The sequence below is a fragment of the Streptomyces sp. 8N616 genome (assembly GCF_052246385.1).
Taxonomy (GTDB): domain Bacteria; phylum Actinomycetota; class Actinomycetes; order Streptomycetales; family Streptomycetaceae; genus Streptomyces.
Genome location: NZ_JBQQBY010000032.1, coordinates 1 through 21,378, shown reverse-complemented (window position 1 = coordinate 21,378; position 21,378 = coordinate 1). Strand labels below are relative to the sequence as shown.

The following is a 21,378-nucleotide window of genomic DNA, read 5'->3' as shown; positions in this document are numbered from 1 at the left end:
CCGGTCGGCGTTCTGAGCAGGGGAGATGACGAAGCGATGGGCGATACGGGCGAAACAGTGGAGAACGGCCGCGAACGGGACGACGACGCGGTGTCCCGCTTCATCGAGCGCTTCGCCGCGGAGCTGACGGACGCGGGCATGCAGCGCATGGCCGCCCGGGTCTTCGCGGCGCTCCTCGCCTCGGACTCGGGCACGATGACCTCGGCGGAGCTCGCGGAGCGGCTGCGGATCAGCCCTGCGGCGGTCTCGGGCGCGGTCCGCTACCTCTCGCAGGTCAACATGGTCGGCCGCGAGCGCGAGCCGGGATCGCGGCGGGACCGCTACCGGCTGCACAACGAGCTCTGGTACGAGACCTTCACGCGCCGCGACCAGCTTCTCGCCCGGTGGGAGAAGCTGCTGCGCGACGGGGTGGAGTCGCTGGGGTCCGGCACGCCGGCGGGCGAGCGGGTGGCCGAGACGGCGGAGTTCTTCGGGTTCCTCCAGAAGGAGATGCTCGGAGTCATGGACCGCTGGCGCACCCACGTATCCGCTCGCCACGACGGCCGCTCCACGCCGCAGTAGCCAAACGGCGCCGCGCGGTTCGCGCCCCGAGGCCGGGTCGCGCGCTCGCGACACCCGCGGCCGGGCCGCGCGCCGTTCGCGACCCTGCGGCAAGGCCGCGCCGTAGGCGCGGGCCCTCGGCCGGGCCTGGCGGAGCCCGGCTTCGGCCGGGACGTCAGTCGCGGGGGAGCGTCAGGCGCCAGGCGGCCGACTGGAGGGTCCAGGTGCGCGTGCGGACCGGGCCGCCGACCCGGGTGTCCGCGTGGTAGCGGAAGTCCGGCCCCGACACCGTGACCGCGCGGGCCCGCGCAGTACGGGGAGCGCCTCCCCCACCCTCCGCGCTGGGCTGTACGACGACCCGGGCGAGCCCGTCGTCGTCCGAGTGCGCCCCAGCGGTCGTCACCGACACCGCCTCGACCGGCTGGTCGAGGTCGGCCAGCAGCACCCCGTCCGCCTCGACGCGCAGCCGGTGCCCTCCGCGCTCACCCCTGCCCGGCCGCTGGCCCGGCCGCTGCTCCTGGCCCCGGCTCTGGCCCGGCGGTGCGCCGGCCACGGACGGCGAAGAGTCCGGGCCCGTCGCCGTCAGGGACCGCACCAGCGTGCGGCAGGTCCGCAGCCCCGGCTCCCACCACCGCCCCCGCCCGCCGGTCCCGCCTCCGCCTCGCGCGGCCGGAACCGCCGGAATGCGCAGCCCCCCGAGCACGATCCCATCGCTGTCGTCCACCAGCAGGTCCAGCTTCCGGTCCACCCCGTCCAGCACCGCACGGGCCGCCTCCACCGGCCCGGCCGGCACCCCCAGGGCCCGTGCGAGCGCCACCTCCGTGGCCGACTCGCCCACCGGGACCAGCGCCAGCGCCGAAGCGCTCAGCGCCCGCTCCCGGTGCAGCAGCGCGACGATCCGCAGCAGCGCCGCGTCATCGCCCACCACCACAGGGCGGCGGCTGCCCCGGCGGGACAGCGCCCGCGCCATCTCCTCCGGATCCTCCGGCAGGCAGATTTTCGCGGTCGCGCCCGCGCACAGCACATCCTTCGCAATCCGCACGGCCTCGCCGTCGATACGACGGGCGGTCGGGTCGATGACCACGAGCAGCTGGTGCTCGGTGGGTGCTGGAGCCGACACCTCGGTCCTTCCTCAGGTAATCTCTCGGTGCAAGAGCCCCTGTCGCTGTTGCGTCAGGGGCTTCGTCTATCCGGGGCACCGCTTCGACGGCTCCCGGGCGGCCGCGTCATTGCGGCGAGCCGTCCGGCACGTTGGACATGCCCCGCCCGGAAGGGGTGTACGCCTGTGCCCGCACTTGTGCTGCTCGGTGCTCAGTGGGGTGATGAGGGCAAGGGAAAGGCCACCGATCTGCTCGGCGGTTCCGTGGACTACGTGGTGCGCTACCAGGGCGGCAACAATGCCGGCCACACGGTGGTCGTGGGCGACCAGAAGTATGCCCTGCACCTGCTCCCTTCCGGAATCCTTTCGCCGGGGTGCACCCCGGTCATCGGCAACGGCGTCGTCGTCGACCCCGCGGTCCTGCTCTCCGAGCTGAGCGGGCTGAACGAGCGCGGCGTCGACACGTCCAAGCTCCTGGTCAGCGGGAACGCCCACCTGATCACGCCGTATCACACCACCATCGACAAGGTGACGGAACGCTTCCTCGGGAAGCGCAGGATCGGCACCACGGGTCGCGGCATCGGCCCGACCTACGCCGACAAGATCAACCGCGTCGGCATCCGCGTCCAGGACCTGTACGACGAGTCGATCCTGGCCCAGAAGGTCGACGCGGCCCTCGACTTCAAGAACCAGATCCTCGCGAAGCTCTACAACCGCCGCGCCATCGAGGCGGGGAAGATCGTCGAGGAACTGCTGGGCTATGCCGAGCAGATCAAGCCGTACGTCGCCGACACCACGCTCGTCCTCAACAACGCGCTCGACGAGGGCAAGGTCGTCCTCTTCGAAGGCGGCCAGGGCACGCTGCTCGACGTCGACCACGGCACGTACCCCTTCGTGACCTCCTCCAACCCGACGGCGGGCGGCGCCTGCACGGGCGCCGGAGTCGGCCCGACCAAGATCAACCGGGTCATCGGGATCCTCAAGGCCTACACCACCCGCGTCGGCGCAGGCCCCTTCCCGACGGAGCTGTTCGACGAGGACGGCGAAGCACTGCGCCGCATCGGCGGGGAGCGCGGTGTCACGACGGGCCGGGACCGCCGCTGCGGCTGGTTCGACGCGGTGATCGCCCGCTACGCGACCCGCGTCAACGGCCTCACCGACTTCTTCCTGACCAAGCTCGACGTGCTCACGGGCTGGGAGCAGATCCCGGTCTGCGTGGCGTACGAGATCGAGGGCAAGCGGGTCGAGGAGCTGCCGTACAGCCAGACCGACTTCCACCACGCGAAGCCGGTCTACGAGATGCTGCCCGGCTGGTCCGAGGACATCACCAAGGCCAAGAGCTTCAGCGACCTGCCGAAGAACGCCCAGGGCTACGTCAAGGCGCTGGAGGAGCTGTCGGGCGCCCCGATCTCGGCGATCGGCGTCGGCCCCGGCCGCACCGAGACCATCGAGATCAACTCGTTCCTCTAGGGCGGGTCAGGGGAAGAAGCCGACAAAAGCCGACGAGGTTCGCGCCCGTGCCCCGGCCGGGTGCCCGTCCGTGCCGGGGCGCGTTGCGTTTGACATCAATCAAAGTCGAGGTTCTAGCGTCGTAGGCATGGAACACTCCGACGCCGGCTTCGGCTGGGACGGCGAGGTGCTCGACCTGGACGCCTACCTCGCCCGCATCGCCTTCGACGGGGACCTCGCCCCGACGGTCGAGACCCTGCGCGCCCTGCACTTCGCGCACGTCTCGACCATCCCCTTCGAGAACCTGGAGATCGTGCTCGGGCGGCCGATCCCGCTCGACGTCGCCACCCTCCAGGACAAGATGGTCCGCAGGCCGCGCGGCGGCTACTGCTACGAGCACACCAAGCTCTTCGCGGCAGCGCTGGAGCGGCTCGGCTTCGGCGTCACCGGGCTCGCCTCGCGCGTCAGCATGGCCACGGGCAAGCTCCGGCCCGCAACACACGCGCTGCTCCAGGTCGAGACCGCCGAGACCGCGGACACGGGGCGGCTGTGGCTGTCCGATGTCGGCTTCGGCGGAAGCCCGCTCTGCCCGATCGAACTCCTCGACGGCGCCGAGGCCTCGCGCGGCGGCTGGCACTACCGCCTCGAGCGGCAGAACCCCGCGCCCGGGCTGGTGCAGTGGGTGCTGCACACGCTGCGCGAGGACGGCTGGTTCGATCTGCACGGCTTCACCCTCGACCCGCGCTACGCGGTGGACTACGAGGTGATCAACCACTACGTCTCCACGCACCCCGACTCCCCCTTCGTCGGCCGCGCGATCGCCCTGCGGATGCGCCCGGACGTCCGCTACGAGCTGGACGGGACGGTGCTGACGACCGTGCGCCCCGACGGCTCGGGCGAGGTGCAGCACCTCGGACCGGGCGAGGTCCCCAAGACGCTGGAGGAGGTCTTCGGGGTCGTGCTGGAGGCGGAGGATACGGCGCGGCTCGTCGCCATGCTGCGCCCCTGAGCGCCCTGGCCGGCGTTCCGCCGGCGCTTTCATCCGCACCAACAGCGGCGACTGGCGCCGGCTCCTCGACATCACCCTCGACGGACTGCGGCCCCGCTAGCGTCTGTCGGTCAATTGATCACGAGTGGCGGATCATGGTGGTGCGATACGCGCCTCTTGTTCGAAGGCCGGTAGCAACGCCCGGGCCACCGTGTCGACAGGCGGCAGGAATCGCGTGGCGGCGGTGCCGAGCAGGTAGCGGTGCAGGGCTCGCTGGTGGGCCGCGCCGATCAGCAGGAGGGCGCCCGCGGTCGGGTCCAGTGTGTCCCGTACCCGCCCTGCCGATTGTTCGGCGCTCAGAAGGTCGGCGACCGGCTGGAGCGCCAGGTGCGGACCCACCTCGCCGTCGCGTTCCGCGAGCAGTTCACGCAGCCGGCTGTCGGACTGCAGGGCGCCCAGGATCGGCATGATGCGCAGATAGAACCGCTCCAGACCGGTCACCACCGCCGTCAGGTCGGCCGTCAGGTCCCCGCTGGGCGTACGGCGCCCCAACACCACGGTGGCGTCGGAGAACACCGGCAGGTGCAGGCTGATGACGGCCTGCAGCAAGCCCAGCCGGTCGCCGAAGTGGTAGAAGATGCTCGACTCCGCCACGCCCGCTCGACGCGCGATCTCCTTGGTGGACAGGGCCAAGCCCGCCTCGCCCAGCACCTCTTCGGTCGCCTTCAGTACCGCCTCCCGCACTCCGGTGGAGGGCCGTCCCCGCCGTGTGTCCGCCATGTGTTCGTCCCGCCTTATTGAGTAATCGCTCAGGAATAGGTTAACTTACTGATGGATCACTCAATAATCCGGACCAGAGGGGGAGACCTGATGAGTACCCAGTCCCGCAAGGACGCCGTACGACGGCTCTACAAGGCACTCGAAGCCGGCGACCTCGATGCGGCCGACGAGCTGTTCACCCCGGACTTCGTCACCAGCGAAGGCGCGCACCAGAACGTCATCGGACCGCAGGGCTTCAAGGACGCTGTTCGCCAAGTGCACGCCGCGTACACCGGCCCGACCTTCGAGATCCTGGACATGGTGGCCGAGGACGACCAGGTCATGGTGCGCTGGCGCATGCGGGCCATCCACTCCGGCGACCTGATGGGCATGGCGGCCACCGGTCGGCAGGTGAGTATGGAGGCTTTCGCCTTGTTCCGCTTCAAGGGCGACCGAATCAGCGAACGGCACGCCGTCATAGACCGGCTCGGTCTGCTCCAGCAACTGCAGGCCGAGGCCGGCTAGCCGGCCGCCCGGGAGGGGCCGGGACTCAGGGTTCCCCCACGGCGTCCAGCGCCCGCGACAGCCGCTCCAGAACCCGTACGGACTCCGCGAACCCGGCCGGTCCCAGCTCCTCCGCCAGCCGCCTGGCGAGCTGCGCGTGGGCCGGGCCGATGCGCTGTACGGCGGCGTAGCCCTCCTCGGTCGGGCGGAGCAGCTTGGCGCGGCGGTGGGCCGGATTCGGTACGTACTCGGCGAGGCCCTTGCCGACCAGGAGGTCGGCGATGCGCTGCACGCTCTGCCGGGTGATGCCCATGGCGCGGGCGATGCCGGACACCGGGAGCGGCTCGCGCAGCACGGCGCCGAGCACCTGCCACCAGGCGGCGGTCAGCCCGGCCGGCCGGGCCAGGCGCTCGGCGGCCGACAGGAACTGGCCGTTGAGCCGGAACACGCCGAGCGCCGCGCCGGACAGCATCTCCTGCTCGGTCATCTCCTGCTCGGTCATCTCCCGCCGGGCGCCGTCGTGTTCGGCCGCCTTCCGCTCGGTCATGGGCTGGTCCGTCACGCCGCGGCGCTCATCAGGACGGGGAAGGCGGCGGCGTCCGAGTGTCCGTACAGCCGGAACCAGGCGTCGAGAATGTGCGGTTCCATCACGTCCAGCTCCGCGAGGATCTCCCGGGCGAAGGCCACGGGCTCGGTCGGCCCCGCGGTGATCAGTCCGCGGTCGTTCACCGCGTCGGCGTCGCGGTAGCGCTCGGCCCCCTTATAGCCGGGCTGCGGGGCGAGGTACTCGGGGACAGCGCTGGTGTGGTCGCGGTCGTCGAACAGGCCCTCGCGGGCCAGACCCGCGGTGGCCCCGCAGATCGCTGCGACCGGCACTCCGGCGTCCAGGAACTCCCGCGCCTTGCGGGCGAAGGGCGCGAGGTCGTCGCCGATGAGCCACAGCTGGGCGCCGGTCAGGATCAGCATCGCGCTGTCCTCGGGCCGCAGGTCGTCGAGGGCGAGATCGGGCTGGATGCGCACGCCGCCGAGTGTGGTGACGGGCTTCCCGCCGTCCGCCGAGACCGTGGCGACGGGGATGGGCGCCTTGGGGGCGCGGTGGTACGTCGTGTCGTTGATGTGGGCGGTCGCGTAACCGAACTCCCAGTCGGCGAGGGTGTCGTAGACGGCCACGTGCACGGTCCTGCGGTTCATGGCGCTTCCTCCTCCGGGGAGCCGGGTCAGGCTCCCGATGGGCAGCATACTGTCAAGAACGCAGCATGCTGTCAACCGCGCGGGCGACGCCGGCCCGCTTTTCTCCGCGCAGGACGGGGGGAAGGCGGGCCAATCAGGGGAGGAAAGCGGCGCGTTCCCCGGAGGGCCGGAAGGCCGGAAGGCCGGAAGGCCGGAAGGCCGGAGGGCCGGAGGGCCGGAGGGTCAGTACGGCCTGCGCGGGGCGCGCTGCTCCTGGAGGGAGGTGAGCCGCTGGATGACGGCGAGCGCGAGGATGCCGGCCATCAGCGCCGCGAAGTCGGACAGGATGGTCCAGGCAGTGGCGGCCTTGTAGTCGTCGTTCGTCGTGGCCGCGATCTCCACGAGGGTGGCGAGGAAGCCGGTCACGAACATCGTGCAGTACATCCCCCACCACCAGTTGAGGAGCGAGCGGGACGGGACCGCGGCGGGCCCGCCGTATGGTCCTGGGACGGGGTGCGAGGGGACCGCGGCGCTCCAGATGTCGTTCGCCATCTGCTTGGGGAACCACAGCTGCACGATGGGCGTGAACCAGGAACCGACGGCCCAGCCGCGGCTGAACCGCTGGCGGCCCGGGGCGATCAGCTCGGTGTTCACCGCAAGGCGCCGGAACCAGACCAGCCACAGCACGACGGCCGTGAGGGACGTGAGACCGCCGAAGATCCCCACCGCGTCGACCGAGTCCCTCCGGTCGGCGATCTCCCAGCTGAGCCCGCGCTCGTAGGTCCCGTAGAGCGAGAAGCTGAGGAGCAGGTCGATGAGGGCGAAGACGAGCGAGAGCGCGAGGAGGATCGAGAGCGCGGTCGCCAGGCCGCGCAGCGGCTGCCAGACGGCGGGCGGGCGGGGCTGCGGCTGGTACGGGGAGGGGCCAGGCGCGGGTGCGGGCGCGGGGCCGAACGCGGCGGTGGTCCCGTTCCCCCACGGCTGGGCGGTCGCGGCGGGCGGCGGCGGGGTGGAGGGGCCGGGGGCCGGGGGCGGAGGGGTGGAGAAGGCGGCAGCTGGTGGCGGTGGGGTGGACGGCTGCGGCGCCCCGCCGGGTGCCGGACTGGCTGCTGAGCCGGGTGTCGCGCCGGGTGTCGCGCCGGGTGTCGCGCCGGGAGCCGCGCCGGGAGCCGCGCCGGGTATCGCGCCGGGTGCCGGGCTCGGCGTCGCCCCCGGCGCCTGGCCAAGACCCGTAGCCGGACCGGCCGTTCCGAGAGGGGGCGGAGTCGCGGGCGCGGCCTGGGCCGCTCCGGTGCGGGCCAGCCGCGAGGTCTGCGGGTTCTCCGTCTCCAGCAGTTGCAGCGCGTCCCGCCCGAGCCGGGCCAGCAGCCCGCCCGGCAGCCACGGCTCGTCACTGGCCCCGGCCCCGGCCGCGCCGCCGGTCCGCTCCAGCACCTGGTCGACGGTGAGCCGCTGCCCGGGCTCCTTGGCGAGGCAGCCGAGGACCAGGTCCATGAGCCCGTCCGGCAGCCCCGTCAGGTCCGGCTCCTCCTGGGCTATGCGGTACATCAGCGCGTGCAGACCGCTGTTGGCCGTACCGAAGGGCTGGCGCCCGGTGGCCGCGAACGCGAGCACGGAGCCGAGGCAGAAGAGGTCGCTCGCGGTCGTGACGCGCTCGCCGCGCACCTGCTCGGGCGACATGAAGCCGGGCGATCCGACGACCGCGCCCGTCATCGTGAGACCGCCCCCGGCGAGCGTCTCCGTGGCGCGCGCGATGCCGAAGTCGATGACGCGCGGCCCGTCGATGGTGACCAGGATGTTGGAGGGCTTGAGGTCGCGGTGGACGAGGCCCGCGGCGTGGATGTCGCGGAGGGCGTGCGCGAGGCCGTCGGCCAGGACGCGTACGGAGTGCTCCGGCAGCGGCCCGAAGTCCTCGGCGACGACGGACTGCAGGGAGGGACCGCCGATGTAGCCGGTGGCCACCCAGGGGGTGTCCGCCTCGGTGTCGGCGTCCAGCACGGGCGCGGTCCACCGGCCGCCGACCCGCTGCGCCGCCTCCACCTCGTGCGCGAACCGCCGCCGGAAGTCGGACTGCCGGGCCAGCTCGGCCTGGACGAGCTTGACCGCGACCGTACGGCCGCGCTCCGACCGCGCCAGGTACACGCACCCCATGCCACCGGAACCCAGCCTGCCGAGCAGCCGGTACGCGCCGATCCATTGCGGATCCTCGGCTCGCAGCTCTTCCATGCCGGTGGTCTCCCCCGATTTCGCCGTTTGCGGTGCGACAGAGGATAGAGCCCCTGCGAAACGGCATCCCCGGCGGTTCTGTAGCACCTTGGTGACGTTGTCGGCCGCGCCCCCAACTCGACGTCCGGATTCCGCCGGAATGGGCCGCCGTGCCCCAGGAGCATGGAGCCATGTCTCCAGCAGATCAGACCGAGTTGACCACAGAACTGACCGGGCCGGCGGACCTGACCGAGCGGGCGGACCTCACCGAGCGGGCGGACCGGGCCGGGTCGGTGGCCGCGGCCCCCGGCACGGCCCTCGGCGGACGGGCCGCGCTCGTCACCGGCGGCAGCCGCGGCATCGGCGCCGCGGTGGCGCTCCGGCTCGCCGCGGACGGCGCCGACGTCGCCATCACGTACCAGCGGGCCGAGGAGCGGGCGGCCGCGGTCGTCGACCGCGTCAAGGCCATGGGGCGCAGGGCCCTGGCCGTACGGGCCGACAGCGCGGACCCGGCGGCGGTCCGCGCGGCCGTGGACGCCGCGGCCGCGGAGTTCGGGCGGCTGGACATCCTCGTCAACAACGCGGGAACCGGGGTGCTCGGACCGCTTGAGGACCTGACCCCGGCCGACGTCGACCGCGTCCTCTACGTCAACGTCCGCGCGCCGTTCGTCGCCGCCCAGGCAGCGGCCCGGCACATGACCGAGGGCGGCAGGATCATCAGCATCGGCAGCTGCATGGCCGAGCGTGTCGCCTTCCCCGGCGGCTCCCTCTACGCCACCGGCAAGTCCGCCCTGACCGGTCTCACCAAGTCCCTCGCCCGCGAGCTGGGGGAGCGGGGCATCACGTCCAACCTGGTTCACCCCGGACCGATCGACACCGACATGAACCCGGCCGACGGCCCGAGCGCGGAGATGCAGCGCGGCTTCACGGCCCTCGGCCGCTACGGCCACCCGTCGGACGTCGCCGCGACCGTCTCCCACCTCGCGGGGCCCGCGGGCCGCTACATCACCGGGGCGGCGATCGCGGTGGACGGCGGCTTCGCCGTGTGAGTTCGCCGTGTGAGCGGGGGGCGAACGGCGCGGCCACGGCCGCCCGGCGACCCGACAGGGTGCCGGGCGGCGTGGCCGAAGCCATACACGATGACGGTGTCGGCCGCGGTACGCCGCTCCTTACGCTGAGCCGCATGACCCCTCATGCAGATCCCCAGGCCGGGAAGGCCGTCAAGGCCGCCGACCGCGCCCACGTCTTCCACTCCTGGTCCGCGCAGGGACTCATCGACCCCCTGGCCGTGGCCGGTGCGGAAGGCTCGTACTTCTGGGACTACGACGGCAACCGCTACCTCGACTTCTCCTCCCAGCTGGTCAACACCAACATCGGCCACCAGCACCCGAAGGTCGTCGCCGCCATTCAGGAGCAGGCCGCCAGGCTGTGCACCATCGCGCCCGGCTTCGCCGTGGACGTACGGTCCGAGGCCGCGCGCCTCATCGCCGAGCGCACGCCCGGCGACCTCGACAAGATCTTCTTCACCAACGGCGGCGCGGAGGCGGTCGAGAACGCGGTGCGGATGGCCCGCCTCCACACCGGCCGTCAGAAGGTGCTGTCGGCCTACCGCTCGTATCACGGGGCCACCGCCGCCGCGATCAACCTGACCGGCGACCCGCGCCGCTGGCCCTCCGACACCGCCTCGGCCGGTGTCGTGCACTTCTGGGGTCCGCATCTCTACCGCTCGAACTTCCACGCCACGACTGAGGCCGAGGAGTGCGAGCGCGCGCTGCTCCACCTCGAGCAGACCATCGCCTTCGAAGGCCCGCAGACGGTCGCGGCGATCATCCTGGAGACGATCGTCGGCACGGCGGGCGTGCTCGTGCCCCCGCCCGGCTACCTCGCGGGGGTCCGCGAGATCTGCGACCGCCACGGCATCGTCTTCATCCTCGACGAGGTCATGGCGGGCTTCGGCCGTACGGGACGCTGGTTTGCCGCCGACCACTTCGGCGTCGTCCCCGACCTGCTGACCTTCGCCAAGGGCGTCAACTCCGGCTATGTGCCGCTCGGTGGCGTCGCGATCTCCGCGGAGATCGCCGCGACCTTCGACCAGCGGCCGTACCCGGGCGGCCTGACGTACTCGGGGCACCCGCTGGCCTGCGCCTCGGCCGTCGCGACGCTCAACGCGATGGAGGAGGAGCGGATCGTCGAGAACGCGGACCGCATCGGCGAGCGGGTCCTCGGCCCCGGCCTGCGCGAACTCGCGGAGCGCCACCCGTCGGTGGGCGAGGTGCGCGGCCTCGGCGTCTTCTGGGCGCTCGACCTGGTCAGGAACAAGGAGACCCACGAGCCGCTGGTCCCGTACAACGCGGGGGGCGAGGCGAACGCGCCCATGGCGGCCTTCGCCACCGCCTGCAAGGCGAAGGGCCTCTGGCCCTTCGTCAATATGAACCGCACGCACGTGGTCCCGCCCTGCACGGTCACCGAGGCCGAGGCCAAGGAGGGCCTGGCGATACTGGACGAGGCCCTGTCGGTGGCGGACACCCACACGACGGCCTGAGTTCGGGGGGCGGAGCCCTCAGTGCGGCGCCCTATCGGTTTGTGGGCATTCGTCCGCCCCGCGGAACGGCGGCACAAACAGCCATCGGTGCCAGGGGCCGTCCGGCGCGGCAGCGCATAGGGTGTGCCCGCGGGCCGACCCCCACCTGCGGGCCCGCGGAAGGAGGCGGTCGGATGCGGGGCACGGGCAGTGGCCGCGACCACCACGGCGGCAGCGGAGACCGTTCCGCGGTCACCCGCAACACCCTGCGCCAGCAGATCGCCGAGGCGCTCCGGGACGAGATCCTCGCCGGCCGCCTCCCGGTCGGCCGGCACGTCACCGTCAAGGAGATCGCCGACCAGTACGGCGTCTCCGCCACCCCCGTCCGCGAGGCGCTCGTCGACCTCGCCGCCCAGGGCCTGGTCGACATGGAGCACCACCGCGGCTTCCAGGTGCACCCGTTCACCCTCGACGACTTCCGCAGCATGGTCGAGGCCCGCGCCCTCGTCATCGACGGCATCTTCCGGAGCGACCCCGAGCGCCTTCAGGGGCCGACCGGCCGCGCCCTCGCCTCCGTACGGCGCAGGGCCGAGGAGGCCGCGCGGGCGTCCAGGGCCGGGGACCTGGACATCCTCATCGGGTACGACCTGCGGTTCTGGCGCGAACTCGGCTCCCTCCTCGGAAACCCGTACATCTCCGACTTCCTGGACCGTCTGCGCGTGCAGTGCTGGGCGTTCGCCGTGCCGTATCTGCGCCGCGAGCCCGACCTCAAGGGGCGGCTGTGGAACGGGCACAACGCGCTCGTCGACGCGGTGGAGCAGCGTGACCCTGCCGCCGTTCAGCGCCTGATCGCGGACTATAACGACCACGCGCTCCAGCTCCTCGAGAAGGTGATGCACGACGGCTGACCGCCGGCGTCGAACGGGCCCGGCCCAAGGCCCGTACAACCAGCGGGCGCCGGTCGGGCCGCCGGGGGGCCGGTACCGTACACACGGTCGACCACGAAGGGGGAAGGCAAGGCATGGACGCCGTACACCGGGCGGCGCTGCCCGCGCCCAGGCCGCAGCCCCATGCCGAGGCGGAGACAGCCGTCATCGACCTGTCGGTGGTCATCCCGGCCTACAACGAGGAACAGCGGCTGCGTCCCGGCATGGACGAGGTGTGCCGCTATCTGCGCACCACGGGCCGCCGCTGGGAGCTGATCGTCGTCGACGACGGCTCCACCGACCGCACCGCGGAGGTCGCCGCTGAGGCCGCGGCCGCCGAGCCCCGCATCCGGCTGCTGCGCGCCCCGGCCAACCGCGGCAAGGGCCATGCCGTACGGATCGGGATCCGGGCCTCGCGCGGCCGCCGCGTGCTGTTCTGCGACGCCGACGCCGCCACGCCCATCGAGGAGTTGGCCCAGCTGCACGACCGCCTCGACGACGGCTACGCCGCGGCGATCGGCTCCCGCGCCCGCCCCGGCGCGCGCATCGAGGTCCGCCAGCACGCGCTGCGCGAGCTGCTGGGCAAGGCGGGCAACCGGCTCATCCAAGCGGTGGCGGTGCCCGGGATACGCGACACCCAGTGCGGCTTCAAGCTCTTCGACGGCGACAAGGCGCGCAGGGCCTTCGCTCTGGCCCGTACGGACGGCTGGGGCTTCGACGTCGAGATACTGCGGATCTTCCATGCCAACGGCTGGCCGATAGCCGAGGTCCCGGTGCGCTGGTCGCACCAGCCGGGGTCCAAGGTCGGCCCCTTCGACTACGCCAAGGTGCTGGCCGAGATCGTGCGGGTCCGCCTGCGGGGCGAAACGAGGACGAAGTGACGGCGGACGCGAACACCACGCAGCCGGCGGACCGTACGGATCGCGGGGGCGGAAGGGACCGTACGGGCGCAGAAGCGCCGGAAGCGCCGGGAGCGCCGGGAGCGCCGGGAGCGCCGGGAGCGCCGGGAGCGCCGGGAGCGCCGGGAGCGCCGGAATCGGCCGCCGCGACCTCCGGCCGGCCCCGGCGTCGGCGCATACGCCCCGCCGTCCTCGCCGTACCGGCCGGATACCTCCTCGCCGCCCTCCTCCTGTACGTCAACCTGTGGGCCGACCTCGACCGCGCCTACCTCGTCGACAGCATGCGCGACCAGAACCAGTGGGAGTGGTTCTTCGCGGTCACCGGGCACAACGTCCTGCACGCCGACAGCCCGCTCTTCACGACCCTGCAGAACTTCCCGCTGGGCGTGAACCTGATGGCCAACACCGTCATGCTCGGGCTCTCCGTCCCCCTCGCCCCCGTCACCGCTCTCTTCGGCCCGACCGTGACCTGGGCCGTCGTCCTCACCGGCGGCCTCGCGGCGACCGCCACCGCCTGGTACTGGCTGATCCGCAAGCACCTCACAGGGAACCGGGGCGCCGCCGCCCTCGGCGGTGCCTTCAGCGCCTTCGCGCCACCGATGATCTCGCACGCCAATGCCCACCCCAACCTGGTGGTGCTGTTCGTGATCCCGCTGATCATCGACCGGGCGCTTCGGATCGCCCAGGGACGCAGGGCCGTACGCGACGGTGCCGTCCTCGGCCTGCTGCTCGCCTGGCAGATCTTCCTCGGCGAGGAGACGCTGCTGCTCGCCGCGACCGGCATGGTCGCCTTCGCGGTCGGCTACGCGTGCGTGCGCCCGGCCGTCGCGCGCGCCGCCGTACCGCCCCTGCTGCGCGGGCTCGCGGTCGGCGCCGCGGTCTGCCTGCCGCTGGTCGCGTACCCGCTGTACTGGCAGTTCTTCGGCGACCAGAGCTACAAGAGCATCCTGCACGGCCCGACGGGCAACCCGCCCCGCGCGCTCGTCGAGTTCTCGTCACGCGCCCTCGCGGGTGACCCGGACCGGGCCGCCGCGCTGGCCCTCAACCCGACCGAGCAGAACGCCTTCTACGGCTGGCCGCTGGTCTCCCTGCTGCTCGTCATCGCCGTCGTCCTCTGGGACCGGGCCGCCGTACGCGCCCTGACCTGGACGGCCGCCTTCGCCGCGCTGCTGTCGCTCGGCGCGCGGATCCCGCTGCCGGGGACGGACGCCACCACGCCCGGGCCCTGGTGGGTCTTCGACCGGCTGCCGCTGTTCGAGTCGGTCATCGAGTCGCGGTACGCGATGGTGTGCGCCCCGGCGATCGGCATGCTGCTCGCTCTGGCGTGGGCGACGGTCGCGGAGTCGGCGGCCGAGACACGCGCGCGTGGGGAGGGCGAGGAACTGGACCGGCGGCACCGGGCCCTCGTCATCCGGGTGGCGGGCTGCCTGGCCCTCGGCGCGGCCCTGCTGCCCATCACCCCCAAGCCGCTGGAGACCGTCGAGCGGCCCGCCGTGCCCCGGCTCGTCGCCGACGGCACCTGGCGCTCGTACGTCGAACCCGGCCAGTCCCTCGTACCCGTCCCGCTGCCGTCGCCCGCCGAGGCGAGTGCGCTGAAGTGGCAGATCGACGCGGACTTCGGATTCCCGCTGCCCGGCGGCTACTTCAACGGGCCCTGGGGACCCGACCGGCTCGGCATCTACGGTGCCCCGCCCCGCCCCACCAACGACCTCCTGCGCGACGTCCGCTACTCGGGGCGCATCCCGTATATCGGCCCCGACCAGCAGCAGGCCGCCCGCAAGGACCTCGGATTCTGGCGGGCCGGCGCGGTGGTGCTCGCGCGGCAGCCGAACGACCAGGCGCTGCGGATCACCCTGGAGCGGCTGCTGGGGCAGCCGGGCCGGCCGGTGGGTGACGCATGGCTGTGGGACGTCGGCTGACTGTGGGACGCCCGGCTGACGCAGGGTGCGTGGGGCAACTACCCTGGCCCGAAGATCGCACCAACGCGACGGACCGAGCGACCGAGAGAGCGACCGAGAGTGAGCGCCTGTGGCCTGTGACCTGTGGCTGGTCCCCCTCGTCGATGTGCTGTGCCACAGCCCCGACAATCCGTTCGCCGACGAACTCGCGACCTACAACCAGGCCCTGAACGACGCGGGTCTGCCGCCCGTTCCGGTCTTCGGCTACATGCCGGGCCTGTCCGGCGACGTCGCCCCGGTCGCCGGTTTCGACTACGACGCGCTGCACTTCCTGCGCCGGGCCTACCTGCTGCAGATCTGCGGGCTCCCCGTGACCCCGGTCGACGAACTGGGCGGGGACTACGAGCAGTTGCTGGAGATGTTCGAGGCCACGGCGCAGCAGTCCCATCTGGTCTGGCACTACGACCACGCGGGCGCGTACGTGCCGGTGGACTTCGGGCAGCCGCTGACGAACGAGGAACTCATGGCGGGTGGCGGTCCGTTGGGGTCCAGCAACGGGCTGCTGCGCGAACTGGAGGCGGTGGCCCCGTCGATCGGGCTCGACCCGTCCAACCCGCCCGCGGCCCCCGCCGCGCCGGCCCGCCCCACGTCCCTGGAGGAGCCCGCGGCCACGGTCCCGTACGACGAAAGCCCGTACGCGCGGGAGCGGCACGTCTGGCTGGGGCTGCACGCGGCGGCGACGCGCAGCCTGGGCCAGGGATCGATGATCGTCTTCAGCTGAGAGCGGGAGGGCCGGGCGGAGAGTGGGTCCTGGCTGAGAGCGGGGGGCGGGGGGCGGCCCCAGCTCAGCGAGGGGACTCGGTAGGCGAGGGGACTCGGCTCAGCGAGGGGACTCGGGAGGCCGCTGGCGCGGCATGTTGGGGCGGGCGCCGGGCGGCGGGACGGGGTGACGGCTCACCGGAGGCTGCCCGTTCTGCTCGGGCCGCGCCACCCACGGCACGAGCGACTGGGTGACCAGCGGCGCCGGGCCCGCCCGGAACTCCACCATCCAGTCCGCGGTCTCGGACCGTACGAGCTCCGACACGTCCTCCGAGAAGCGCCGCAGTACGGTCAGACAGCGCTCGGCGGCCTCGCTCGCGGTGCCCTCGGTCGGGCCGAGCACCTCCCGTACGCTCTCCGACGCCCAGTCGAACTGCAGCGCCTCCAGTCGCCGCTGCACCGCCTGGGCCGTCGCCAGGTCGCGCATCCAGCCGGACGTCAGCCCGAAGAAGCGGTCGGAGCCGGTGCACACGGCGGCGAGGAGGAGGGCGAAGAAGCCCCAGCCGGTTCCGTCGTCGAGGACTCCGGTCAGGTCGAGCAGCGGCAGCGCGCCGCCCACGGAGCCGGTGACGGCGGTGGCGAGGCGCAGCGCCCGGGCCCCGCGCCGCTTCCACTGACGGTCGGCGAGGTACCAGTCGACGGTGCCGAGCGCCCGGTTCTCGACCCACAGGTACAGCTCTTCGAGGCGCTCTGCGGGCTCGCCCCAGTCGCCGAGCGGGAAGGGCCGACCGAGCAGGTCTCCCTGCCCCTTCCCGCCCTCCTCCCGAGGAGGCCCCTCGGGCTGCATCTCCGGCTGGCTCACCCGTGTGCTCCCTCTGCGATGGCGATGCAATGCGAATCCGATCCGATGCGGCGCGATGTGATCCGTTGCTGTGCGGTGCGGTGGTGCGGTGGTGCTGTGACGTGCGGTGCGGTGCCGTCGCGTGGGGTCTCCGGCCTCCGGCCTGCGGTACCCACGTGACGCCTGATGCGCTGCGCGGCCCTCCTTCCTACCGCCGAAAGGCTGGCCTCGCGGCCAAGATCGCAAGATTTCCGCCCAGAAGTGGTGAGCCCTCCTGTATAGGCAGCTCCGAAACCTCACTCGAAAGAGTGTCCCCACACCTACCGCCTGTTGATCACTACCTAGGGGAGGCCCGGCCGCCCCGCCGCAGCCCCTCACCCGCCGCGCGGCATCCTCCGCCCCGCCCGCGGCGTCTTCCGGCCCGGACCTGCCGTGTCTCCCGCTCTGGGTCTGCTGCGGGGCCTTCCCGCCCCGGGCCTGCTGCGGGGCGTCCCGGCCCCTCGCCCGCCGCGCGGCATTCCCACCCGTCCCTCCGTTCAGGGGCGGGCGTGTGAGAAATCCGGCGCGAAGCGCCCAGGGCCGGGGCGTCCGGGCTGGGCCCGGGAGGGCGGCCCGGAGGGGCGGCCGGACGCGACGCGGGCGCGGGCGTCTACCCTGAAGCCCGTGAAGGTCCTCGTCATCGGCGGCGGCGCCCGCGAACACGCCCTGTGCCGCTCCCTCTCCCTCGACCCCGACGTCACCGCGCTCCACTGCGCCCCCGGCAACGCCGGCATCGCCGATGTCGCCGAGCTGCACCGCGTGGACGCGCTCGACGGCCCCGCCGTGGCCGGCCTCGCGGCCGAGCTCGCCGCCGACCTGGTGGTCGTGGGCCCCGAGGCGCCGCTCGTCGCCGGTGTCGCGGACGCCGTCCGCGCCCGCGGCATCCCGGTCTTCGGCCCCTCCGCCGAGGCGGCGCGGCTCGAGGGCTCCAAGGCCTTCGCCAAGGACGTCATGGCCGCGGCCAACGTCCCCACCGCCCGCTCGTACGTCTGCACCACCCCGGAGGAGATCGACCAGGCCCTGGACGCGTTCGGGGCCCCGTACGTCGTCAAGGACGACGGCCTTGCGGCGGGCAAGGGCGTCGTCGTCACGGACGACCTGGAGATGGCCCGGCGGCACGCGCGCGCGTGCGAGCGCGTGGTCATCGAGGAGTTCCTGGACGGCCCAGAGGTGTCGCTCTTCGCCGTGACCGACGGCGAGACGGTCGTACCGCTGCAGCCCGCCCAGGATTTCAAGCGGGCCTACGACGCCGACCAGGGCCCGAACACCGGCGGCATGGGCGCGTACTCCCCGCTGCCCTGGGCGGACCCGAAGCTGGCCGACGAGGTCCTGGAGACCGTCCTCCAGCCCACCGTGGACGAGCTCCACCGCCGCGGCACCCCGTTCTCCGGCCTGCTGTACGCCGGTCTTGCGATCACGTCCCGGGGCGTGCGGGTCATCGAGTTCAACGCGCGCTTCGGCGACCCGGAGACCCAGGTCGTCCTCGCACGTCTCAAGACGCCCCTGTCGGGGCTGCTGTACGCCGCGGCGACGGGCTCGCTCGCGACTTTCCCGCCTCTCCGCTGGAGCGACGGCGCGGCGGTCACGGTCGTCATCGCCTCCCACAACTACCCGGGGACGCCGCGCACGGGCGACCCGATCGAGGGCCTCGAGGACGCCGCGCGGCAGGACGAGCACGCGTACGTGCTGCACGCGGGCACCAAGCGGGGCGCCTCCGGCGAGGTGCTGAGCGCGGGCGGCCGCGTCCTCTCGGTCACGGCCACGGGCCCCGACCTCTCGACGGCCCGCACCCGCGCCTACGAAGCGGTCTCCCACATCCATCTGGCCGACTCCCACCACCGCACCGACATCGCCGCCGCAGCCGCCGCCGAGTCCTGACGCTGCGCCCCGCCGGAACTGCCGCGAAAGGCGCGGAACCGGGCCGATGCCCGCCGCCACCCGGGCCCATCCGCCGGGCTGCCACGGCGCCGCGGCAGCCCGGTGGGAGCCCGGCGCCGCCCGGCCCGCGGCGGGCGGGCAGCCGCGGCGGTGGGCTGCGCGCCCTGCGTCAGCGGGGGCGGGTGCGGTGACGGCGGGTCGCCGAGTGGACCCGGAGCCGCAGATTCCGTGCAGGGGGCCGGGCCCGGTGGAGCGCGCCGGATCGGCTGGCGCCTGCCTGACCCCGCGGCGCACTCAGCCTTCGCGCAACGCCCCCCGCGCTGCCTGGCCGGCGGCGGGCGGGCGGCCGTGGCGTGGGCTGCGCGCCTTGCGTCAGCGGGATCCGGGCCGCGGCGCGGTGGGGTGTCGACTGGGGCTGGAGCCGCAGGTTCCGGACAGCGGCGGACGGGCGCCTCGGCGCGTCGAAGGCCAAGCGCAGCGGAACCGGCTTTGACCAAAGCCATTCCATCGAGTGACCGCTGCGTCATACGGCTGACGCACGCGAACCCCCCAACTAGGGTTCCGCGCAGGCGGAGCCCCACGGTCTCCGCCGCATGTCCGGCCGCACGTCCAGCCGCGCGTCCGGCAACTGGCCCACCGGCATTGCGATGTCGGTGCCCGGTGCCACAGTGGGGGAAAGCGGGCAAGCCGCAAGAGGCAGTAGCCAGTGAGCCAGAAGCCAGCAGGGGGTGACTTCCGATCGTTTCCGAGCCGTCCGGCGCCGAGCCGGGCTTGCACTTCGCGCGCTCCGGCGCCCTCGCCGTGCTGCGCACGCGCGGGGCCGCGCTGGCCGTCGCCCTGCTGCCCACGGCAGTCGCCGTCGTGCTGCTCGTCGCCGACGCCACGGGCCGGATCGGCGGCTCCGGATGGGACGCGGTCCGCTGGACCTTCGTGGCGGTGGCCGCCGTCGTACTCCTGCTGGCCGTGGCAATCGCGGCCGTCGTCGTCAAGGCCAGGCCCGCGGTCAGCCCCACGGTGCCGATCCCGGAGGAGGCCGCGCCGGACCTCTACCGCCTCGTACGTGATCTCGCCGACCGCCTCGACGTCCCCGCGCCGTCGGCGATAGCGCTGACCCCCGACTGCGACAGCTGGCTGGAGGACCGCACCCACCCGGCGACCGCGCAGCCGCCCGAGCCTGCCCGCGGGGCCGCGGCGACCCCGGCGGGTCAGGCCCGGTCGGCTCCTGCCGAGGGCAAGCGGCGCGGGCAAGGAGCGCCGGTCCTGGTCATCGGGTCGCCGTTCATGTGGTGGATGCGGGTGGCCGAGCTGCGGGCCATACTCGCGCCAGTCGTCGCCGGGACCGGGCCCTCCGCGCACCCGGATATAGCGGCGGCCCGCCGCTTCGTACGGGGCCTGGACGCCGCCGTCGCCGTCGCGGCCCGCCGCCCGCACCTGGCCTTCGTCGGCTGGACCGCCCGGCTGCTCCTGCGCGGCTGCCGCGACCACGCGGCCGAGATGGAGCGGGGCGTCGCCGCGGCCGCGTCCGCCCGTGCACAGGCTGTGGACTACGGCCTGCGGATCGTCGCCCAGGAACAGGTCGGCCTGGCCTACGCGGGCTGGGACCGGCTGCTGACCAGGGTGGCGCTGCCCGCCTGGCGGATGGGGCGCTGGCCGTCCCGCCTCGACGCCGGCGTGGTGTCGGCGCTCACCGAGCTGTCCCGCCGCGACCGGCTCGCCGAGGGCTTCGCCACTCGGCTCGGAGAGCGGCCCGCGTGCGACCTCCTTGAGGAGCCAGGCCTGGTCGACGAGGCGGCATCGCTGCTCGCCGCCCGCCTCTTCCACGGTGGCCCGGCGACCCCTGGACCGGACTGGTCCCCGGTCGACTGGGCGACGTACCCGGAAGAAGTCGTGGACCGCAAGTGGCGCCGCGAGGCGGCCCGTCTCCACCGCATCCTCGACGAACTCCCCCCACAGCCCCGCGCACGGCCCCACGGGCCCACCGAAACGGCCGCCACCGCATCGTCGAATCCCTCGAATCCCTCGAATCCGTCGCATCCCTCGAAACCGACAAACGGGCCCGCCGGCACCGGCGCGCTCCCGGGCGGGGCGGCGGAGCCCCCACCGCGTACGCGGGAGGTACCCGCCGATGTGGCGGATCCGGCCGCCCTGAACGGGAGCCCCGGGACCACGGGTGCTGCCCTGGGCGCGGAGGCCGGTGACGCCCGGGAGCCCGACCCGGCCGACCCCGCTACTCGGACCAACCCGCCGGCCGGGCACGTCGCCTCCAGCGGCCCCAGCAGCAGCCCCAGTGCCTCCAGCAGCCCCAATAGCCCCAGCGGTTCCAGCGCCCCCAGCGGCGAGCCGCCCGCGGCGCCGACTCTCGCGCGCGTGGTCGACCGGCTCGCGTCCGCCGACCGGGTCCGGCTGGGGGAGAAGCTGGCCGCGCGGCTCAGCGAGGAAGTGGCCCGCGAGGAGGCGGCCGCCCGCGCGGCCGCGGCCCCGCCAGGCGCGTCAGGCGCCGAAGGAGCCGAGGGCGCCAACGGGCATGACACCGAAGCCACGGACTCCGCCCTGTGGAGCGACACGGCCGCGTCCGTCCCGCTCTTCCCCGTACAGGCCCCGCGTACGGGCCGGGAGTTGCTCGCCGACCACATCACCGCCATGGTCTGCTGCGCGGCCGTGGACACCGCAGGCGCCGCACCCGGTCTCGACTGGCTGGACGGGCCCGTGCTGCTCGTCGCGGGTAAGCGCGGTGCGGACCTCGGCACACCCGTGCTGAACCTGCTCGAGGACGGCGACCCCGAACCGCTCCGCGACTGGCTCACCGCCGCCGGCGTACGCCCGGAGAAGCCCGTCCGCCTGGTCTAGCGCTGAGCCGAGCCCCGGTCGGCCCAGGTCCAGCCCACCCGATCCCTACCCCCGCC

General features: G+C 73.4%; 18 protein-coding genes. 12 read left to right on the top strand and 6 right to left on the bottom strand.

From position 1 onward, the window contains the following. Window positions 1-36 precede the first annotated feature (36 nt). Window positions 37-561: a GbsR/MarR family transcriptional regulator gene (locus ACTWQC_RS26185; protein ID WP_443318257.1), complete on the top strand. Its 525-nt coding sequence runs from the start codon at window positions 37-39 to the stop codon at window positions 559-561. Between the two features lie 154 nt (window positions 562-715). Here the strand turns inward: ACTWQC_RS26185 and ACTWQC_RS26180 are convergent, their stop codons facing one another. After that, window positions 716-1,660, bottom strand: a complete 945-nt coding sequence (locus ACTWQC_RS26180; protein ID WP_443318256.1) for a diacylglycerol kinase — start codon at window positions 1,658-1,660, stop codon at window positions 716-718. 165 nt (window positions 1,661-1,825) lie between these two features. Between ACTWQC_RS26180 and ACTWQC_RS26175 the strand changes: the two genes are divergently transcribed. Together ACTWQC_RS26175 and ACTWQC_RS26170 are read left to right on the top strand one after the other, a co-directional pair. Then, window positions 1,826-3,109 carry an adenylosuccinate synthase gene (locus ACTWQC_RS26175; protein ID WP_443318255.1) on the top strand — a complete coding sequence of 428 codons (1,284 nt, stop codon included), beginning with the start codon at window positions 1,826-1,828 and terminating at the stop codon, window positions 3,107-3,109. 127 nt (window positions 3,110-3,236) lie between these two features. After that, complete coding sequence (locus ACTWQC_RS26170; protein WP_443318254.1) at window positions 3,237-4,097, top strand: arylamine N-acetyltransferase family protein; 861 nt, start codon at window positions 3,237-3,239, stop codon at window positions 4,095-4,097. A 132-nt stretch (window positions 4,098-4,229) separates the two neighbouring features. On the opposite strand, the gene ACTWQC_RS26165 is transcribed toward ACTWQC_RS26170, so the two are convergent. Next, the gene (locus ACTWQC_RS26165) at window positions 4,230-4,856 is read right to left on the bottom strand and encodes a TetR/AcrR family transcriptional regulator (RefSeq protein WP_443318253.1); all 627 of its coding nucleotides are present in this window, start codon (window positions 4,854-4,856) and stop codon (window positions 4,230-4,232) included. Between the two features lie 90 nt (window positions 4,857-4,946). Between ACTWQC_RS26165 and ACTWQC_RS26160 the strand changes: the two genes are divergently transcribed. After that, window positions 4,947-5,360: an ester cyclase gene (locus ACTWQC_RS26160; protein WP_443318252.1), complete on the top strand. Its 414-nt coding sequence runs from the start codon at window positions 4,947-4,949 to the stop codon at window positions 5,358-5,360. A gap of 25 nt (window positions 5,361-5,385) precedes the next feature. On the opposite strand, the gene ACTWQC_RS26155 is transcribed toward ACTWQC_RS26160, so the two are convergent. The 3 genes from ACTWQC_RS26155 to ACTWQC_RS26145 form a co-directional block, all read right to left on the bottom strand. Continuing rightward, window positions 5,386-5,826, bottom strand: coding sequence for a MarR family winged helix-turn-helix transcriptional regulator (locus ACTWQC_RS26155; protein ID WP_443318313.1), 441 nt, complete (start codon window positions 5,824-5,826; stop codon window positions 5,386-5,388). Between the two features lie 71 nt (window positions 5,827-5,897). Continuing rightward, a complete protein-coding gene (locus ACTWQC_RS26150; RefSeq protein WP_443318251.1) occupies window positions 5,898-6,530 on the bottom strand; it encodes a DJ-1/PfpI family protein in 633 nt (210 codons plus the stop codon). Window positions 6,531-6,752: 222 nt separating this feature from the next. Then, window positions 6,753-8,735: a protein kinase domain-containing protein gene (locus ACTWQC_RS26145; protein WP_443318250.1), complete on the bottom strand. Its 1,983-nt coding sequence runs from the start codon at window positions 8,733-8,735 to the stop codon at window positions 6,753-6,755. A gap of 170 nt (window positions 8,736-8,905) precedes the next feature. Here ACTWQC_RS26145 and ACTWQC_RS26140 point away from each other — a divergent pair, with 170 nt between their 5' ends. The 6 genes from ACTWQC_RS26140 to ACTWQC_RS26115 all read left to right on the top strand — a co-directional run bounded on the left by ACTWQC_RS26140 (window position 8,906) and on the right by ACTWQC_RS26115 (window position 15,739). Then, window positions 8,906-9,763: an SDR family oxidoreductase gene (locus ACTWQC_RS26140; RefSeq protein WP_443318249.1), complete on the top strand. Its 858-nt coding sequence runs from the start codon at window positions 8,906-8,908 to the stop codon at window positions 9,761-9,763. Between the two features lie 134 nt (window positions 9,764-9,897). Then, window positions 9,898-11,256, top strand: coding sequence for an aspartate aminotransferase family protein (locus ACTWQC_RS26135; RefSeq protein WP_443318248.1), 1,359 nt, complete (start codon window positions 9,898-9,900; stop codon window positions 11,254-11,256). A gap of 173 nt (window positions 11,257-11,429) precedes the next feature. Beyond that, window positions 11,430-12,143 (top strand): GntR family transcriptional regulator, encoded by a 714-nt coding sequence (locus ACTWQC_RS26130; protein ID WP_443318247.1) that lies wholly within the window; start codon window positions 11,430-11,432, stop codon window positions 12,141-12,143. Between the two features lie 113 nt (window positions 12,144-12,256). After that, window positions 12,257-13,042 carry a dolichyl-phosphate beta-glucosyltransferase gene (locus tag ACTWQC_RS26125; protein WP_443318246.1) on the top strand — a complete coding sequence of 262 codons (786 nt, stop codon included), beginning with the start codon at window positions 12,257-12,259 and terminating at the stop codon, window positions 13,040-13,042. Then, on the top strand, window positions 13,039-14,979 hold the full coding sequence (locus ACTWQC_RS26120) for a glycosyltransferase family 2 protein (RefSeq protein ID WP_443318245.1): 1,941 nt from the start codon (window positions 13,039-13,041) through the stop codon (window positions 14,977-14,979). Before ACTWQC_RS26125 ends, ACTWQC_RS26120 begins: the two co-directional genes overlap by 4 nt. Window positions 14,980-15,088: 109 nt before the next feature. Then, complete coding sequence (locus tag ACTWQC_RS26115) at window positions 15,089-15,739, top strand: hypothetical protein (RefSeq protein ID WP_443318244.1); 651 nt, start codon at window positions 15,089-15,091, stop codon at window positions 15,737-15,739. A 99-nt stretch (window positions 15,740-15,838) separates the two neighbouring features. On the opposite strand, the gene ACTWQC_RS26110 is transcribed toward ACTWQC_RS26115, so the two are convergent. After that, window positions 15,839-16,579 carry an SLATT domain-containing protein gene (locus tag ACTWQC_RS26110; RefSeq protein WP_443318243.1) on the bottom strand — a complete coding sequence of 247 codons (741 nt, stop codon included), beginning with the start codon at window positions 16,577-16,579 and terminating at the stop codon, window positions 15,839-15,841. A gap of 642 nt (window positions 16,580-17,221) precedes the next feature. On the opposite strand from ACTWQC_RS26110, the gene purD reads away from it, so the two are divergent. Next, complete coding sequence (gene purD, locus ACTWQC_RS26105) at window positions 17,222-18,475, top strand: phosphoribosylamine--glycine ligase (RefSeq protein WP_443318242.1); 1,254 nt, start codon at window positions 17,222-17,224, stop codon at window positions 18,473-18,475. Between the two features lie 771 nt (window positions 18,476-19,246). After that, complete coding sequence (locus ACTWQC_RS26100) at window positions 19,247-21,322, top strand: hypothetical protein (RefSeq protein ID WP_443318241.1); 2,076 nt, start codon at window positions 19,247-19,249, stop codon at window positions 21,320-21,322. Window positions 21,323-21,378 lie beyond the last annotated feature (56 nt).